1 protein-coding gene is annotated in these 20,059 nt (G+C 75.9%); it reads left to right on the top strand.

Going from position 1 to position 20,059, the window contains the following annotated elements; genetic code table 11:
* Positions 1-11: 11 nt before the first annotated feature.
* Positions 12-20,012: a non-ribosomal peptide synthase/polyketide synthase gene (locus C7C46_RS24260; RefSeq protein WP_110672027.1), complete on the top strand. Its 20,001-nt coding sequence runs from the start codon at positions 12-14 to the stop codon at positions 20,010-20,012.
* Positions 20,013-20,059 lie beyond the last annotated feature (47 nt).

Genomic DNA, 20,059 nt, shown 5'->3' with positions numbered 1-20,059 from the left:
ACCCGACGACCATGACGCCTTCGAAGCGAGACCGCGCCGCCGCCCTGCCCGCGGACCTGCGGGAAGCGCTGCGCCGCCGGCTGGCCGGACAGGCCGGCAGTGAGGGGACCGGGGCCGGGCGGACCGTCCCGCGTGCCGACCGCAGCCGCCCGCTGCCCCTCTCGTTCGTCCAGCAGCGACTGTGGTTCCTGGACCGCCTGCGGCCCGGCGACCACCGCTACAACAGCGCCCTCGCGGTGCGCTTCACCGGGCCGCTGGAGCGCGAGGCGCTGGCCCGGGCGCTGGCCGCCGTGGTGGCACGTCACGAGAGCCTGCGGACCACCTTCGAGGAGACCGACGGCCAACTGGCGCAGACCGTGCGGCCGGCCGGGCCGGTGCCGCTGCCGGTTCGCGAGCCGACCCCGGCGGACACCCTCGACGCGATCCTGCTGGCGGAGTACTCCCGCCCGTTCGACCTGCGCCAGGGCCCACCGCTGCGGGCCCTGCTGGTGCGCGAGTCGGACGCCGCGCACGTCCTGCTGCTGACCGCGCACCACATCGTCACCGACGGCTGGTCGATGGGCGTGGTCCTGGACGAGCTGTGCACCGCCTACGCCGCCCTAGTGCGGGGCGCCGCCCCTCAGCTGCCCCCGGTGGCCACGCAGTACCCCGACTTCGCCGTGTGGCAGCGCGAGCAGCTCTCCGGCACCCGACTCGAAAAGCACCTCGCTTACTGGAAGGGCCAGTTGGCCGGCGCGGTGGCCCCCGAGCTGCCGCTGGACCGGCCGCGGCGCGGCGAGGAGGCCGGCGCGGGCGCGATCCACACCTTCACCGTCCCCGCGCGGCTGACAGCCCGGCTGCGCGAGCTGGTGGCCGAGCAGCACAGCACGCTCTACACCGCCCTGGTCGCCGCCACCCAGGCGCTGCTGGCCCGCTGGTCCGGCCAGGACGACATCACCGTGGGCTCCCTGACCTCCGGGCGCTCCCGCACCGACCTGGAACGGGCCGTCGGCTGCTTCGTCAACACGGTGGTGCTGCGCACCCCGGTGGAGCGGTCCTGGTCCTTCCGCGACCTGCTGACCGCCGCCACCACCACCGTCAACGACTCCTTCGTCCACGGTGACACGCCCTTCGAGCGCCTCGTGGAGGCGGTCGGCGCCCCCCGCGAGGCCGGCCGCAACCCGCTCTTCGACGTGATGGTCCTGCTGCACCCCGCCCCGCCCGCGGCCGCGGCCGCGCACGGGCTGGACGTCTCCCTGGTCGACGTGCCCCGGCAGGCCGCCACCTTCGACCTGAGCGTGGAGTTCGTGCCGGACGGGGAGGGGCTGACCGGTCTGCTGGAGTACCGCAGCGACCTGTTCGACGAGCCCACCGCGCGGCGGATGGCCGACCAGCTGCTGCGGCTGCTGGAGGGCGCCGCCGCCGAACCGGACCGGCCGCTGGGCACCCTGCCGCTGCTCTCCGCCGAGGAGATCCGCCAGGTGACGCGGGAGTGGAACGGCACCCGCCTGCCCGTCGACGACGCCTGCTACCCCGAACTCCTGGAGCGTCGGGCCGCCCTGACCCCGGCGGCCCCCGCCCTAATCGCCGGGGACGAGCGGCTGGACTACGCGACGCTCAACAGCCGGGCCAACCGGCTCGCCCACCACCTGATATCCCTCGGGGCCGGCCCCGAACGGCTGGTCGCGCTGATGCTGCCGCGCACCGCGGACATGATCGTGGCGATCCTCGCCGTCTGGAAGTCCGGTGCCGGCTACCTGCCGATCGACCCCGCCCTGCCCGCGGAGCGCGTCCGCTACCTGCTGGAGGACGCCCGGCCGGCGTTGGTCCTGGACGAGGACGCGTTGCGCGCCGCCCCGGCCACCGGCCGGGACCGCGACCCCGTCGACGCCGACCGGCTCGCCCCGCTGCGCCCGGCGAACACCGCGTACGTCATCTACACCTCGGGCTCCACCGGCCGCCCCAAGGGCGTCGTGGTGGCACACCGCGCGGTGACGCACCTGCTGGCCGCCCACCGGGCGGGCTTCGTCGCCGACGCGGGCGGCGGCCCGCTGCGGGTGGCGCTCACCGCCTCGTTCTCCTTCGACACCTCCTTGGAGGGGGTGCTGCTGATGGCCGACGGCCACCCGCTGCACCTGGTCGACGAGGTGACCCGGAGGGATCCGGCCGCCCTGGTCGAGTACGTGGTCCAGCACCGCGTCGACTTCCTCGACGTGACCCCCTCCTACCTCGGTCAGCTGCTGCCCGCCGGGCTGCTCACCGATCCGCGGCACCGCCCGCGGGTGCTGATGCTCGGCGGCGAGGCGGTCGGCGCCGCCCTCTGGCGCGAGCTGGCCGCGCACCCCGAGGTGGCCGCCTACAACTTCTACGGGCCGACGGAGTGCACGGTCGACGCACTGGCCTGCCGGATCGCGGACGGCGACCGGGCGCTGGTGGGCCGCCCGCTGCCGAACGTGCGGGCCTACGTGCTGGACGACCGGCGCCGGCCGGTACCGCCCGGCGTCGGCGGCGAGCTGTACCTGGCGGGCGAGCAGCTCGCCCGCGGCTACGCGCACCGTCCCGGGCTGACCGCGGCGCGGTTCACGGCCGACCCGTTCGGGCCGCCCGGTGCCCGGATGTACCGCACCGGAGACCTGGCCCGCTGGACCGCCGACGGGCGCCTGGACTACCTCGGGCGGGCCGACGACCAGGTCAAGGTGCGCGGCCACCGCATCGAACCGGGTGAGGTGGAGGCGGCGCTGCTGGAGCTGCCCGCCGTCGCCGCGGCCGCGGTCGTGGCCGCGCCCGACGTACACGGCCACGCCCGGCTGGCGGCCTACCTGGTGCCCGCCACCGGATGCGCCGTCCCGCCCGCCGCCGACCTGCGGGCGGCGCTGCGGCAGGTGCTGCCCGACCACCTGGTGCCGTCCTCCTTCACCGCGCTCGACGCGCTGCCGCTCACCACCAGCGGCAAGCTCGACCGCCGCGCCCTGCCCGCCCCCGACCTCGAAGTGGACCGGCAGCAGAAGGAGTTCGTCGCCCCGCGGACCGGGGACGAGGAGCTTCTGGCCGGCATCTGGGCCGAGGTGCTCGGCCTGGCCGGGGTGGGCGTCACGGACAACTTCTTCGAGCTGGGCGGCGACTCGATCCTCAGCATCCAGGCCGTCTCCCGGGCCCGCGCCGCGGGCCTGCGGCTCAGTTCGAGCGACGTCTTCCGCCACCAGACCATTGCCGACCTCGCCGCCGCGGCGGCCCGCCGCCCGCTCACCCCGGCGACGGCGCGGCGACCGCACGAGGACGGGCCCGCGCCGCTGACCCCGGTGCAGGAGTGGTTCTTCGCCACCCACGGCCCGCTGCGCCACTTCAGCATGTCGATGCTGCTCGACCTGCCGCGCGACCTGGACGAACGGGCGCTGGAGCTGGCGCTCGAAGCGGTGGTGGCCGCGCACCCGGCGCTGCGCACCCGGTTCACCCGCACCGGCGACAGCTGGCACCAGCACCCCGGAGCCGGCCCGGCCGGCGGCCTGCTGACCCGCCACGACCCGGCCGCCCTCGCCGCCGACGCCGAGGGCGAGCAGGCCGCCCGGCGCCGCGCGGCCGACGCGGCCCGCGCGGCCCTCGACCCGGCCACCGGTGCGCTGCTGCGCGCGGCCCTGCTGCGGGCCGCCGCCGACGGCCGGCCCCAGCTGTTCGTGACGGCCCATCACCTGGCCGTGGACAGCGTCTCCTGGCGGGTGCTGCTGGCCGACCTCGCCCTGGCCTACCGGCAGGCGGCCGCCGGCGAGCCGGTCCGGCTGGACCCCGAGCAGACCCCGTTCACCGACTGGGCGCACCACTTCGCCGAGCGTGTTCGGGCCGGGGAACTCGACGGCGACCTGCCGTACTGGACGGAGGAGGCCTCGGCCGCGCCGGCCCCGCTGCCCGTCGACCACCCTGGCACCCCGCTGGCCGGCTCCGTCCGTACTGTTCGGACCAGGGTGGACCGCGCCACCACCGAGGCGCTGCTGCGCCAGGTCCCCGCGGTCTACCGCACCCAGGTCAACGACGTGCTGCTGAGCGCGCTGGGCCGGGTGCTCGCCGACTGGACAGGTGCCGAGCGGGTGGCCGTCGCCCTGGAGGGGCACGGCCGCGAGGAACTCGGCGCCCCGGCCGGCCACGAGCTCGACCTCTCCCGCACGGTCGGCTGGTTCACCACCCAGTACCCCGTCACCCTCGCCCCGGTGGGACCGGCCGGCGCCCCGGACTGGGCCGCCACCCTGAAGGCGGTCAAGGAGCGCCTGCGGGCCGTCCCCCGGCGCGGCCTGAGCTACGAGGCGCTGGCCCGCCTCGGCTCGCCCGACCCGGCCGCGGAAGCCCTGCGGGCGGTGCCGCTGCCCCAGGTGTCCTTCAACTACCACGGCCAGTGGGCGGCCGCCGAGGGCGGCGACTTCGCCCCGGCCGGTGAGGCGCCCGGCCGGGACACCGCCCCCGACATGCCGCTGGACCACCTGCTCGACGTCTCCGCGGTGGTGGCCGAGGGCGAGTTGGAGGTCGTCTGGCACTACAGCGACCAGGTGCACGAGGCGGCCACCGTCCAGCGCCTGGCCGCCGCGCTGACCGCCGCGCTGGGCGCCATCGCCGCGCACTGCGCCCGCCCCGACGCCGGCGGCCGCACCCCGTCCGACTTCCCGTTCGCCCGGCTGGACCAGGCCGGGGTCGACCGGCTGGTCGGCGACGGCCGGGCGGTGGAGGACCTGCTGCCGCTCACCCCGCTCCAGGAGGGCATGCTCTTCCACCGGCTGGTCGGCGGGCCGGACGACGTGTACGTCGACCAGGCCGCGCTGCTCCTGGACGGCGTGAGCGACCCCGACGCCTTCGCCGCCGCCTGGCAGCGGGTGGCCGACCGCACGCCCGCCCTGCGCACCTCGGTGGTGTGGGAGGGCGTCCCCGTCCCGCTTCAGGTCGTGCACCGCTCGGCCCGGATACCGGTGACCCAGCTGGACCTGCGCGCGGCGGCCCCGCAGGAGCGGGCCGACCGGGTGGCCGCCGTGCGCGCGGAGGACCTGGCGCGCGGCGTGGACATCGCCGTGGCACCGCTGATGCGGCTCACCCTGATCCGGCTGCCCGACGCGCGCCTGCACCTGCTGTGGACCTCCCACCACCTGATCCTGGACGGCTGGAGCCTGGCCCAGGTGCTCACCGACGTGTTCGAGGAGTACGCGGCGCTCAGCACCGGCGCCGAACCGCGACCGGCCGCGCGCCGGCCCTTCGGCGACTACGTGCGCTGGCTGGCCGGGCAGGACGCCGAGGCCGCCCGCGCCCACTGGCGGGGCGTCCTGGACGGGTTCGCCACCCCGACCCCGCTGCCCGTCGACCGCGTCCGGCGCGGGGTCCACCAGGCCCGCTCGGCGGGCGTGCACCCGGCCGGGCTGTCCGAGGAGGTGTCGCAGCGGCTGGCCCGCACCGCCCGGCAGGCCGGGCTGACCATGGGCACCGTGGTCCAGGGCGCCTGGGCGCTGCTGCTGTCGCGCTACAGCGCCGAGCGGGACGTGCTGTTCGGGACCACCGTCTCCGGCCGCCCCGACGACCTGCCCGGCGTCGAGTCGATGATCGGGATGTTCATCAACACCCTGCCCACCCGGGTCCGGGTGGACGGCGGGCGCACCGCCGCGGACTGGCTGCGGGACCTCCAGGAGGCGCAGGCCGAGGCCCGGCGCTTCGCCGCGGTCTCGCTGGCCGAGCTGACCGGCATGAGCGACGTGCCCTCCGGCAGCACGCTCTTCGACAGCATGGTCGCCTTCGAGAACTACCCTTTCGACGAGGCCCGGACGGCGGGCTCCGGCGTGCGACTGGCCGACGTCTCCTCCCGTGACGCCACCAACTTCCCGCTGGTGCTGCGGGCCTACCAGGGGGAGCGGTTCGGCTTCGACCTCGCCTACGACCCGGAGCTGTTCGACGCCGGGACCGCGCGCACCCTGGCCGACCGCCTCTGCCTGCTGCTCACCGAGCTGGCCGGCGGCCTGGACCGCCCGCTGCGTGCCCTGGCCTGGACGACCGCCGAGGAACGGCGGCGGATGCTGGTCGACTGGAACGGGGCCGCGCAGGGCCGGCCGGACCGGACCCTGGTGGACCTCTTCGAGGCGCAGGCCGCCCGGACCCCGCACGCCGAGGCCGTGAGCTACGGCGACGACCGCCTCGACTACGCCACGCTGGACGCGCGGGCCAACCGGCTCGCCCACCGGCTGGCCGAACTCCACGCCTCGGCCGAGCACTTCGTGGCCCTCGCGCTGCCGCGCTCGGTCGACCTGGTGGTGGCGGTCCTCGCCGTCCTCAAGACCGGCGCGGCCTACCTGCCGCTCGACCCGGCGCTGCCGCCCGAGCGCCTGGCCCAACTGCTGCGCGACGTCCAGCCGGTGGCGCTGGTGACGCTCACCGGGGAGGCCGCCGCGCCGGTGCACACCGAGGTGCCCGTGCTGGCGCTGGGCGACGCCGACGTGCGCGCCGACCTGGCGCGGCGCCCGGCCGACGGGCTCGCCCCGCGGTGCCGTCCGCTGCCCGAGAGCCCGGCCTACGCCATCTTCACCTCGGGATCCACCGGCCGCCCCAAGGGAGTCGTGATCCCGCACGCCAACGTGGTGCGGCTCTTCGACCGCACCGAGGAGTGGTTCGGCTTCGGCGCCGAGGACGTCTGGACGCTCTTCCACTCCTACACCTTCGACTTCTCGGTGTGGGAGCTCTGGGGACCGCTGCTGCACGGCGGCCGGCTCGTCGTGGTTCCCGAGGACACCGCCCGCTCCCCGGAGGACTTCCTGCGCCTGCTGGCCGACGAGCAGGTCACCGTCCTCAGCCAGACCCCGTCAGCGTTCTACCCGCTGATCCGTGCCGACGCCGAAAACCCGGCTCTGGCAGACCGGTTGGCGCTGCGCACGGTGGTCTTCGGCGGCGAGGCGCTGGACGTGACGCGGCTGGCCGACTGGTACGACCGCCACCCGGACACCGCGCCCCGCCTGGTCAACATGTACGGCATCACCGAGACGACCGTGCACGTCACCTACGCCCCGCTGGACCGCGCCACGGCCCGCGCCGGGGGCCCCGGACCGATCGGCGCCGGCATCCCCGACCTGCGGGTGTACCTGCTGGACGCCGACCTGGCGCCGGTCCCCCCGGGCGCGGTGGGCGAGTTGTTCGTCGCGGGGGAGGGCCTGGCCCGCGGCTACCTGAACCGGCCGGGCCTGACCGCCGCCCGCTTCGTCGCCGACCCGTTCGGGCCTCCCGGCGCCCGGATGTACCGCACCGGCGACCGGGCCCGCTGGCGGGCCGACGCCACTCTGGAGTACCTGGGCCGCGCCGACCAGCAGGTGAAGATCCGCGGCTACCGGATCGAGCCCGGCGAGATCGAGACCGCCCTGCACGCCCATCCGCGGGTGGGCGCCGCCACGGTGGGCGTGTACGAGGACAGCGCCGGCACCCGCCGCCTGGTGGCCCACGTGGTCGGCGGCGGTGAGCGCGCCGAGGCCCCGCCGTCCGCCGCCGAGCTGCGTGCGCACCTGGAGCGGCTGCTGCCCCCCTACATGGTGCCCGCCGCCTACGTCCCGATGGCGGCCCTGCCGCTCACCGTCAACGGCAAGCTCGACCGGCGGGCGCTGCCCGCGCCGGGCCCGGACGGCTTCGCGGCCGGCGACGACCGCACCGCGCCCCGCACCCGGGCCGAACGGCTGGTCGCCGCGGCCTGGGCGGACGTCCTGGCCGTCGACGAGGTCGGTGTGGACGACGACTTCTTCGCACTCGGCGGCGACTCCATCCTCGCCATCCGGGTCACCTCCCGGCTGCGCGCGGCGTTCGGCGCGGACGTCTCGCCCCGGCTGCTGTTCAGCCACGCCGGACTGGCCGACCTGGCCGCCGCCCTCGGCGAGCCGGCCGCCGAAGGGAGCCCGTCGGCCGAAGCGATCCCCGCCGCGGACCCGGCCGTCGAGCCGCCGTTGTCCTACGCCCAGCAGCGGCTCTGGTTCCTCGACCGCTTCGAGCCGGACGGCACCGAGTACACCACCCTGTCCGTGCTGCGCCTGCGCGGAGAGCTCGACGAGGGCGCGCTGCGCACCGCGCTGGACGCCCTGGTGGCCCGGCACGAGGCGCTGCGCACCACCTTCACCGAGCAGGACGGGCGCGCCCGGCAGGTCGTGCGCCCGGCGCAGCCGGTCGAGCTGCCGGTGGACGACCTCGTCGGGCAGCCCCCGGCGGTCCTGGAGGCGCTGCTGGAACGCGTCGCCGCCACCCCCTTCGACCTGGCCGTCGGGCCGCTGCTGCGGGCCCGGTTGGTGCGGACGGCCGAGGACGAGCACGTCCTCGTGCTGGCCGTGCACCACATCGCCACCGACGGCTGGTCGGTGGCCGTCCTCGGCCGCGACCTGGGCGAGCTGTACGCGGCCGCCCTGGAGCGCCGCCGCCCCGAGCTGCCCGAGCTGCCCGTGCGGTACACCGACTACGCCGTCTGGCAGCGCGCCCGCACCGACCGCGCCGAGGCGGATCTCGCCCACTGGCGCCAGGCCCTGGAGGGCTTGGAGCCGCTGGACCTGCCCACCGACCGGCCGCGCCCCGCCGTCCGCACCCGCGACGGCGCCCTGCTGACCTTCACCCTGCCCGCCGCACTGACCGCACGGCTGCGCGAGCGCGGCAGGGAGGCCGACGCCACCCTCTACATGACCCTGCTGACGGCGTGCCAGGTGCTGCTCGCCCGCTGGGCCGGCCAGCAGGACGTCGCCGTGGGCACCGTGGCCTCGGGCCGGGAGCGGCCCGAACTCCACGACGTGGTGGGCATGTTCGTCAACACCCTGGTGCTGCGCGCCCAGGTGCGCCCGGAGCTGTCGTTCCACGAGCTGCTGGGCCGGTCGAGGGAGACCGTCCTGGCGGCGTTCGCCCACCAGGAGGTGCCGTTCGAGCGGCTGGTGGACACGCTCCAGCCGGAGCGCGACACCAGCCGCACGCCGCTGTTCCAGGTGATGGTGGCCCTGCACAACCTGGGCACCGAGGCCCCACGGCTGCCGGGCCTGGAGGTGGCACCGCTGGCGCCGCCGATCCGCAGCGCCGCCTTCGACCTCGCCTTCGACTTCGTCGAGCGCGACGGCGGCCTGACCGGCTACCTGGAGTACAGCACCGGCCTGTTCGACGAGGCCACCGCCGAGCGGCTGGCCGGCTGGCTGCGAACCCTGCTGGAGGCGGTGGCCGAGGACCCGGCCGGCGCCGTCTCCACCCTGCCGCTGATGACCGCCGACGAACGCCGGCAGGTGCTCCGGACGGGGCAGGGCGAGCCGCTGGCCGTGCCGGACACCACCTTCCCGGCCCTGTTCGAGGCGCAGGCCGCCCGTACCCCGCACGCCACCGCCCTGGTGGCCAGGGACGCCACCCTCGACTTCGCCGCCCTCAACGGGCGGGCCAACCGCCTCGCCCGCCACCTCGTCTCCCGGGGCGCCGGCCCGGAGCAGGTGGTTGCGGTCCGCCTGCCGCGCACCTCGGAGGTGCTGGTGGCCCTGCTCGCGGTGCTCAAGGCGGGTGCCACCCTGCTCTGCCTGGACCCCGGACTCCCCGAGGAGCGGGTCGCCTTCCTGCTCGCCGACGCCCGTCCCCAGACGCTGCTGACGGAGCGGGAGCTGCACGAGGTGCCGTGGGACCGGCTGCCCGCCCACGACCTCACCGACGCCGACCGCAGCCACCCGCTGCTGCCGCAGCACACGGCCTACCTCATCTACACCTCCGGCTCCACCGGCCGACCCAAGGGTGTCGCCGTGGAGCACCGCCAGTTGGTCAACCTCTGCCAGGACCACCGCGCGGGACTGCTCCCGCCGCACCTGACGGACGGACGCCGACTTCGGATGGCGCTCAGCGCCTCGTTCTCCTTCGACACCAGCTGGGAGGGCCCGCTGCTGCTCGCGTTCGGACACGAGGTGCACCTCGTCGACGAGGACGTCCGGCTCGACCCGGAGGCCTTCTGCGCCCAGATCGCCGACCGCCGCCTGGACGTGGTCAACGTCACCCCCTCCTACCTGCGTGAACTCACCGCCGCCGGGCTGTTCGCAGCGGGCCGCCACCACCCGGGCCTGCTGCTGGTCGGCGGCGAGGCGATCTCGCCCGCCGCCTGGCAGGAGCTGTGCGCGGCGCAGCAGGATCTCGGCGTCACCGCCTACAACGTCTACGGGCCCACCGAGTGCACCGTCGACGCCCTCTACGGCCGGTGCGCGGATCGCCCCGAGCGCCCGGTCGTCGGCCGCCCCGGCCGCAACCTGCGGGCCTACGTGCTCGACGACGCCCTGCGGCCGGTGCCGCCGGGCATGGCGGGGGAGCTGTACCTGGCCGGAGCACAGGTGGCGCGCGGCTACCTGAACCGTCCGGGCCTGACCGCCGCCCGCTTCCTGGCCGACCCGTTCGGCGCGCCGGGGGAGCGCATGTACCGCACCGGCGACCGGGCCCGCTGGGACGCCCAGGGCCTGCTGGAGTTCCTCGGCCGGGTCGACGAGCAGGTCAAGATCCGGGGGTTCCGGATCGAGCCCGGCGAGGTGGAGGCCGCCCTGCTCGACCACCCGGACGTCGCCGAGGCGGTGGTCACCGCCCGCGAGCACGCCGGCCGGCTGATGCTCGTCGGCTACCTGGTGCCCGCCGGAGACCGGATCCCGCCCGCCGAGGAGCTGCGGGTCCGGCTGCGGCGGACGCTGCCCGACCACATGGTGCCCGCCGCCTTCGTCCCGCTGGAGCGGATCCCGCGCAACTCCAGCGGCAAGACCGACCGCCGCGCCCTGCCCGCGCCGCCCGCCCAGCCCGACAGCGGCAACGCGTTCGTGGCGCCGCGGCCCGGGACCGAGGAGCGGTTGGCCGCGATCTGGGCCGAGGTGCTGGGTGTGGCCCGGGTCGGCGCGCACGACAACTTCTTCGCGCTCGGCGGCGACTCCATCCTCAGCATCCAGATCGTCTCCCGGGCCCGGGCCGCCGGGCTCGCGCTGGCCACCAAGGACGTCTTCCGGTACCAGAGCGTCGCCGAACTCGCCCTGGCGGCCGGTGAGGTGGCCGCGCGCCCGGAGGCCGGGGGCGACCCCTCGCCCACCGAGGCGCCGCTCACCCCGATCCAGCACTGGTACCTCGACGGCCGCCGCCCCGGCGACCCGATGCGCTTCACGATGACCCAGCGGGTGGAACTGGCCCCCGGCACGGAGCCGTCGGCCCTGGACCAGGCCGCCGCGGCCCTGGTGCACTGCCACGCGGCCCTGCGCACCCGGCTGCGCCACACCGGCACCGGCTGGCGCCAGGAGGTGCTCGCCGAGGCGCCGCGGGGCGTCTTCACCCGGCACGAGGTGGCCGGCCTCGACCCCGAGGCCCTGGAAGCGGCGGTGCAGGACACCACGCTCCTGGCCCAGGCCGAACTGGACCCGACCGAGGGCCGGATGGTCCGCGTGCTCTTCTTCGACCGCGGCGCCCGGCAGCCGGGCCAGCTCGTCGTCACCGTCCACCACCTGGCCGTGGACGGCGTCTCCTGGCGCATCCTGTTGTCCGACCTCGAAGCGGCCTACCGGGCGGTCGCTGCCGGCCGCAGCGCCGAACTGCCCCCGGCGGGAACCTCCTACGGCCACTGGGCGACCCGGCTGGAGCAGCACACCCGCTCCGGCGCGCTGGCCGCCGACGCCGCCTACTGGGCGCGGACCGCCGCGGCCCCGGCCGACCTGCCCGCCGGCCGGCCCGGTCCCAACACCCACGGCGGCGCCGCCACCGTCACCGTGACGCTGGACGTGGAGACGACCGAACTGCTGCTGCGCCAGGTCCCCGAGGCCTACCGCACCCAGGTCAACGACGTGCTGCTCAGCGCCCTGGGCCGCACCCTGTCGCGCTGGTGCGGCCGCGAGAGCGTGCTGGTGGGCGTGGAAGGGCACGGCCGGGAGGACCTCTTCGACGACCTGGACCTGTCCCGGACGGTGGGCTGGTTCACCGCCGAGTTCCCGCTCGCCCTGAACGTCGCCCCCGACGCCGGATGGCACGAGACGCTGCGCTCGGTCAAGGAGCAGCTGCGCGCCGTCCCGCTGCACGGGCTGAGCCACGGTGCCCTGCGCCACCTGCTGCCGGGCAGTGCGCCGGCCGATGCGCCGGCCCCGCAGATCGGCTTCAACTACCACGGCCGGTGGGACGCAGGCAGCGCCGGCGCCGATGGTCTCTACCGCGACTCGCTGCCCCCGGCCGGCCGCGACACCGACCCGGACGAAACCCGCCCCTACCTCCTGGACGTCACCGGGGTGGTCGAGCACGGACACCTCGAACTGGGCTGGACCTACCCGGCGGCCGTCTACGACGAGGCTGAGGTCCGCGGCCTGGCCGAGGAGATGTGCTCCGCCCTGCGCGAGATCGCGGCACACTGCACCCGCCCCGGGGCCGGCGGCCGCACCCCCTCCGACTTCCCGCTCGCCGGCCTGACCCAGGACCAGCTGGACCGGCTGGTCGGCGACGGGCGCCAGGTCGCCGACGTGCTGCCGCTGACACCGCTCCAGTCCGGGATGCTCTTCCACGGGCTGGTCGACACCGAGGGCGCCTACTTCGACCGGATCGCGGTGCGGCTGGCCGGAGTGGCCGACCCGCGCGCGTTCGCCGAGGCCTGGCAGCTGCTGGCCGACCGCACGCCTGCGTTGCGCACCGGCGTGCACTGGCGGGGCCTGCCGCATCCCGTCCAACTGGTCCTCACGCGAGCCGAGTTGCCCGTCACCTTGGTGGACTGGCGGCAGCTGCCCGCAGACCGGCAGGAGGCCGAGACCGAGCGGCTGCTCGCCGCGGATCGCGCCGCGGGCATGGACCTCAGCACCGCGCCGCTCACCCGCCTCACGCTGGCCGCGCTGCCCGGTGACGAGGTGCTGCTGCTCTGGTCGACCCACCACCTGATCCTGGACGGCTGGAGCAGCGGGCAGTTGCTGACCGAGGTCTGCGAGCAGTACGCCGCGCTGACCGGTGGCGCTGTGCAGCCGCCCCGCCCGCCGCGGCGTCCGTTCGCGGACTTCCTGCACTGGCTGGCCGAGCAGGACGGGCAGGCGGCCGAGCGCCACTGGGCCGACGCCCTGGCCGGCTTCACCGCACGCAACCCGCTGCCGTACGACCGGGTGCCCGGCCAGGCGCACCGCGCCCGTTCCGCCGCGACCGTCCACCACGAGCTGGACCAGGACCTGTCCCAGCGGCTGCGGGAGCGGGCCGCCCACGCCGGACTGACCGTCAACACCGTGATCCAGGGCGCCTGGGCCCTGCTGCTGGCGCGCTACGGCGGCAGCGACGACGTGGTCTTCGGCACCACCGTCTCCGGCCGGCCGGCCGAGCTGCCCGGCGTCGAGTCGATGATCGGCATGTTCATCAACACCGTGCCGACCCGGGTACGGGTACCCGCCACCGGCGGCGTGCTGCCCTGGCTGCGCGAACTCCAGGCGCGGCAGAGCGACGGGCGCCCCTTCGACCACCTGGCCCTCACCCGGATCCAGGCGCTGAGCGAGGTGCCGGCCGGCGAGGCGCTCTTCGACAGCATGGTGGTGTTCGAGAACTACCCCGTCGACGAGTCCGTCGCAGCCAGGACCGGCGTGCGGGTCACGGAGGTACGTGCCGACGACGCCACCACCTTCCCGTGGTGCCTGCGCGCCTACCAGGCCGAGCGGCTCGGCTTCGACCTGGCCTACGACCCCGCGCTGTTCGACCGGCCCACGGTGGAGCGCGCGGTCCAGCGCCTGGCCGTGCTGCTCACCGCCCTCGCCGACGCAGTGGACGGTGAGGTGGGCGAGCTGGAGCTGCTGACCCCGGCCGATCGGGAGCTGCTGGCGTCCTGGCGGAGCACGGCCCGCCCGGCGGTGCCGCAGAGCCCGGTGGTGCTCTTCGCCGAGCAGGCCCGCCGCACACCCGAGGCGGTCGCGCTGCGGCACGGCGAGAACGACCTGACCTACCGTCAGCTCGACCGGTGGTCGGACCGGCTGGCCGCCCGCCTGCTGGCCGACGGCCTGGCGGTCGAGGGACGGGTGGCGCTGGCGATGGACCGCTCGGTCGAACTCGTCGTCGCCCAGCTGGCCGTCCTCAAGGCGGGCGGTGCCTATGTCCCGCTGGACACCCGGGCGTCCGAGGACCGCCGCCGCGCGCTGCTCGCGCGGGCCGGCGCCACCGTCGAACTCACCGCCGACCAGGTCGCCGCCGCCCGTACCGAGGCGACCGGGCTCCCGGCCCTGCCCGAGCCGCCGGCCGACCCCGACCGGCTGGCCTACGTGATGTTCACCTCCGGCTCCACCGGCGAGCCCAAGGCGGTGGCGGTCCGGCACCGCGACGTGGCCTCGCTGGCCACCGACAGCCGCTTCACCGACGGCAGTTGCGAGCAGGTGCTACTGCACTCCCCGGTGGCCTTCGACGCCAGCACCTTCGAGGTCTGGGCACCGCTGCTCAACGGCGGCCGGGTGGTCGTCGCCCCCGACGGGCCGGTGGACGCCGCGCTGCTGCGGCGGCTGACCTCCGGCGGGCTGACGGCGCTGTGGCTCACCGCCGGGCTCTTCCGCCTGCTGGCCCAGGACGCGCCGGACTGCTTCACGGGCCTGCGCCGGCTGTGGACCGGCGGCGACGTGGTGCCCGCCGCCGCCGTGCGCCGGGTCCTCGCCGCCTGCCCCGGCCTGTGCGTGGTGGACGGCTACGGACCCACCGAAACCACCGTCTTCGCGACCTCCTTCGCCCTCGCGGACCCCGCGGCGGTGCCCGACACCGTGCCCGTCGGCCACCCCCTGGACGACAAGCGGGTGTACGTCCTCGACCGCCGCCTGCGGCCCGTGCCGCCCGGCTGCGCGGGCGAGCTGTTCGTGGCCGGCGGGGGCCTGGCGCGCGGCTACCTGGGCCGGCCCGGCGAGAGCGCGGCACGCTTCCTGGCCGACCCGTTCGGCGCGCCGGGGGAGCGGATGTACCGCACCGGCGACCTGGCCAGGCGGCGGCCGGACGGCGCCGTGGAGTTCCTGGGCCGCACCGACGACCAGGTGAAGATCCGCGGCTTCCGGGTCGAACCCGGCGAGGTGGCGGCCGCGCTGGCCGCGCACCCGGGGGTCGCCGACATCGCCGTGGTCGCCCGCGAGGACCGGCCCGGTGCCAGGCGGCTGGTGGCGTACGTCGTCGGCCCCGCCGGCGGTGACCTGGCGCAGCTGAGGGACTTCGCCGCCCGCCTGCTGCCCGACTACCTCGTCCCCACCGCCTTCGTCCCGCTCGCCGCCCTTCCGCTGAGCCGCAACGGCAAGCTCGACCGGGCGGCACTGCCGGCGCCGGACGCCGACCACGGCGCCGGGCCCCGCGAGCGCCTCGCGCCGCGCACCGAGGCCGAACGCCGCACGGCGGAGGTCTTCGGGGAGGTGCTGGGCATGGCGCCGCCCGGCGTGGAGGACGGCTTCTTCGAGCTGGGCGGGGACTCCATCCTCAGCATCCGGCTCGCCACCCGACTGGCCGAGGCGTTCGGCACCGACCTGACGCCCCGCGCGGTCTTCACCCACCCCACCCCGGCCGGGCTGGCCCGGCTGCTGACCCAGGAGCAGCACCGCTCCGGCGGGAGCCCCGCCATCGTCCCGGTCGCCCGGGACGCTGCGCCGCCGATGTCCTACGCCCAGCAACGCCTCTGGTTCCTCGAGGAGTTCGCACCCGGCGGCGCCGAGTACGTCACCGCGCTCGCGCTGCGCCTGCGCGGCGCGCTGGACCTCGGCGCCCTCGGCGCGGCCCTGACCGCGCTGGTGGCGCGCCACGAGTCGCTGCGCACCACCTTCGACAGCGTCGACGGGCGAGGCGTCCAGCTCGTCCATCAGCCGCGGGAGGTGCCGCTGCCGCTCCACGACCTGTCGGAACTGCCCGAGCAGGGGCGGCAGCCGGCCCTGCGCGAGCTGCTCGCCGAAGAGCGCGGCCGGCCCTTCGACCTGCGCCGGGGTCCGCTGCTGCGGGTCGCCCTGGTCCGGCTGGCCGAGGGTGACCACGTGCTGTCCCTCACCCTGCACCACATCGTCACCGACGGCTGGTCGACCTCCGTCCTGCTCACCGACCTGGCCCACCTCTACCGCGCCGAACTGGGCTCCGCCGAAGGCCAGTTGCCGCCGCTACCAGTGCAGTACGCCGACTATGCGCACTGGCAGCGCACGGCCGGCGCCGCCGGCACCGAGGATCAGCTCGGCTACTGGAAGAAGCAGTTGACGGGCGCCGAGCCGCTCCAACTGCCCACCGACCGGCCGCGGCCCGCGGTGCGCACCAGCAACGGAGCCACCGCCCGCCTGGAGGTGCCCGCCCCGACCGCCCGCCGGCTGGCCCGAGTCGGCCGGGAGCAGGGCGCGACCCTGTTCACCACGCTGGTCGCCGCCGCCCAGGCCTATCTCGCCCGGCTCAGCGGGGCCGCAGACATCGCGGTCGGCACCGTCACCTCCGGCCGCGACCGGGCCGAGACACAGAACCTCGTCGGGTTCTTCGTCAACACCCTGGTCCTGCGCTCCCGGGTCGAGGCGGGGCAGCCCTTCACCGAGTTCCTCGACGGCGTGCGGCACACGGTGCTGGACGCCTTCGCGCACCAGGAGGTGCCGTTCGAACGGGTGGTGGACGAGGTGCAACCGGTCCGCGACACCAGCCGCAGCCCGCTCTTCCAGGTCATGGTCGTCCTGCAGAACACCCCGGCCGCCGACCTGGAACTGCCCGGCCTCGCCGTCACCGACGTGGAGACCGAGCTGGAACAGGCGCCGTTCGACCTCACCCTGGAGTTCGCCGAGACGGACTCCGGAGCGCTGCGCGGCCTGATCAGCTACAACACCGACCTGTTCGACGCGGTGACCGCCGAGCGGATGGCCGAGCAGCTCGGCACCCTGCTGGCCGCCGTCGCAGAGGACCCCGAACGCCCGGTCGGCGCGCTGCCGCTGGCCTCCGACGACGAGCTGAAGGCCCTGCTCGACCAGGCCCGGGGGACGTTCCGGCCGGTGCCCGAGGCGACCCTGCCGGAGCTGTTCGAACGGCAGGTTGCCCGCACTCCCGATGCGGTGGCGGTGCTGGACGGCGAGCGCGAACTGACCTACGCGGAGCTGGACCGGGCGGCCAACCGGCTGTCCCACCGGCTGATGCGCCAGGGCGTGGGGCCGGAGCGGGTGGTGGCCCTGGTGCTACCGCGCGCGGTCGAGACGGTGGTGGCGCAGCTCGCCGTGAGCAAGGCCGGCGGCGCCTTCCTCCCGGTCGACCCCGGCTACCCGACGCAGCGAAAGGAGTTCATGGTGCGCGACGCGGGCGCCTTCCTGGTGCTCGACGACCCGGCCGAGGTGTGGACGGCGGACGGACCGCCGACGCCGCCCACGGACGCCGACCGTGCCACCGCACTCCGCACCGACCACCCCGCCTACGTCATCTACACCTCGGGATCGACCGGGACGCCCAAGGGTGTGGTGGTCACCCACCGCGGACTGGCCGGCTTCGCCGCGGCCGCCGCCGAGCAGTACGCGGCCGGTGCCGGCGACCGGGTACTCCAGTTCGCCTCGCCCAGCTTCGACGCCTCGGTGCTGGAGCTGTGCGTCTCGCTGCTCAGCGGGGCCGCGCTGGTCACCGGCGAGGAGGGTCCGCTGGTCGGCGAGCGGCTGGCCGAGGTGCTCGCCGAGCGGCGGATCAGCCACACGCTGATCCCGCCGGCGGCGCTGGCCACCGTGGACCCGGCGGCGGCCGGCGCGCTGCCCGCGCTGCGCACCCTGATCGTCGGTGCCGAAGCCTGCCCGGCCGACCTGGTCGACACCTGGGCCCCCGGGCGGCGGATGGTCAACTCGTACGGGCCCACCGAGGCCACGGTGGTCGCCAGCTGGACCGGCCCGCTGGCGGCCGGCGCGGGCACACCGCCGATCGGCCGCCCCGCCGGTCCGACCAGTGTCTACGTGCTGGACGCCGCGCTGCGGCCGGTCCCGCCCGGCGTGACCGGGGAACTGTACGTGGCCGGACCCGGTCTGGCCCGCGGCTACCTGAACCGCCCGGGCCTGACCGCCGCCCGGTTCGTGGCCGACCCGTTCGGCGCGCCGGGGGAGCGGATGTACCGCACCGGCGACCTCGCGCGCCGGCACGGCGACGGCGAACTGCGCTTCGCCGGCCGGATGGACGACCAGGTCAAGCTGCGCGGCTTCCGGATCGAGCCGGGGGAGGTGGAGAGTGCGCTGCGCCGCAGCGCACTGGTGCGGGACGCGGTCGTCACCGTACGCACCGAGGGACCCGCGGACGGCCCGGGCGCCGGCCCCGCCCGGCTGGTGGCCTACGTCGTCCTCGCGAACGCCTCCGCCGATCCCCTGGCGGACCAGGTGCCCGTCGCGGAGCTGCGCGCGCACCTGGCCGAGCTGCTGCCCCCGCACATGGTCCCCTCCCTCTTCGTGCCACTGGACCGGCTGCCGCTCACTCCGAGCGGCAAGACCGACCGCCGGGCGCTGCCCGACCCCGGGCCCGCCCAGGCCGCCGCCGGGCCGCGGGTCGCGCCGCGCACCGACACCGAACGCCGGATCGCCCGGATCTGGTCCGACGTGCTGGGCATCGAGGAGATCGGCGCCGAGGACAACTTCTTCGTCCTCGGCGGCGACTCCATCCTGAGCATGCAGGTGGTCTCGCGGCTGCGCCGGGACGGCCTGCACCTGGCGACCCGGGACCTGTTCAGCCATCAGACCCTGGCGGAGCTGGCCACCGTCGTGCGCGACGCCCCGCAGCGCGGCGGCGACGGCCCGGTGACCGGCGAGGTGCCGCTCACGCCCATCCAGGAGTGGTTCCTCAGTACCCCGCGCGCCGCCCACCACCACTTCAACCAGTCGACCCTGCTGGAACTCGCCGCCGCCCCCGACCCGCAGGCGCTGCGCGCGGCCCTGCACGCCCTGCTGGAGCACCACGACGCGCTGCGCATGCGGTTCACCCGGGACGAGGCGGGCTGGCACCAGTTCAACCCGCCGCCGGCGCCCGCCGAGGACCTCGTGGAGTACCACGACCTGACCGGGCAGTCGCCCGAGCAGGCCGACGCGGCCATCGCGCGGGCCGCTGACGAGTTGCACGCCGGATTCGACCTGGCCCGCGGTCCGCTGCTGCGGGCGGCGCTGTTCAGCGGCGATCCCGGCCGACCGGTCCTGCTGCTCCTGGTCGCCCACCACCTGGTCGTCGACGCCGTCTCCTGGCGCGTCCTGCGCGACGACCTGGAGAGCGCCTACCGGCAGGCCGAGCGGGGCGAGCCGGTCACGCTCGGCGAGCGCGGCACCTCCTTCCGGGAGTGGGCGCTGGGGCTCGCCGCCCACGTGGCCGCGGGCGGCCTGGACGACGAACTGCCCTACTGGGAGCAGGCGGTGTCCGCCGGCTCCGCCCGCCCGGCCGGCCTCGCCGAGGCCGGGTCCGGGGCCGGCGAGCAGGCGACGGTGACCGTGGAACTGGACGAGGCGGACACCACGGCCCTGCTGCGGGCCGCGCCGACGGCGTACCGCACCCGTGTCAACGACGTCCTGCTGGCCGCGCTCGCCCTGGCGCTGGCCCGCTGGACCGGGAACGAGCAGGTCCGTCTGGACCTGGAGGGACACGGCCGCGAGGACGTGCTGGACGGTGTCGACCTCTCGCGGACGGTCGGCTGGTTCACCACCGTCTACCCGGTCGCCTTCCAGGTGCCCGCGCCCGAGGAGTTCGGCCCCGACCGTGACTGGCGGTCCCTGGTGAAGTCGGTGCGCCGCCAGCTGCGCGCGGTGCCGGGGAACGGACTCGGCTTCGGTGCGCTGCGCACCTTCGGCTCGCCCGAGGTCCGCGAGCGGCTCGCCGCCGGCGCCCAGGGCGAGGTGGTCTTCAACTACCTCGGCCAGTGGGACTCCCGCCCGGAGACCTCCGGCCGCGGCCTGGTGCGCGCCGAGCGCGGCTCGTTCGGGCAGGACCACGACCCCCGGGACGGCGGCTCCCATCCGGTGGAGGTGGTGGGCGCGGTGCAGGACGGCCGCCTCGCCTTCAGCTGGCACCACCGCCCCGCCGTCCACGACACGGCGAGCGTGCGCACGGTGGCCGAGGAGTTCGGCGAGGCCCTGCGCCACATCGCCCGGCACGCCCGAGCAGGCCGATGACGGCGCCGTACCCGTCGGCGGGCCGCGGACCCCCGTGCGCCCGCCCG

The organism is Streptomyces tateyamensis (genome assembly GCF_003205575.1).
GTDB lineage: Bacteria > Actinomycetota > Actinomycetes > Streptomycetales > Streptomycetaceae > Kitasatospora > Kitasatospora tateyamensis.
This window is presented reverse-complemented; position numbering and strand designations above follow the sequence as displayed.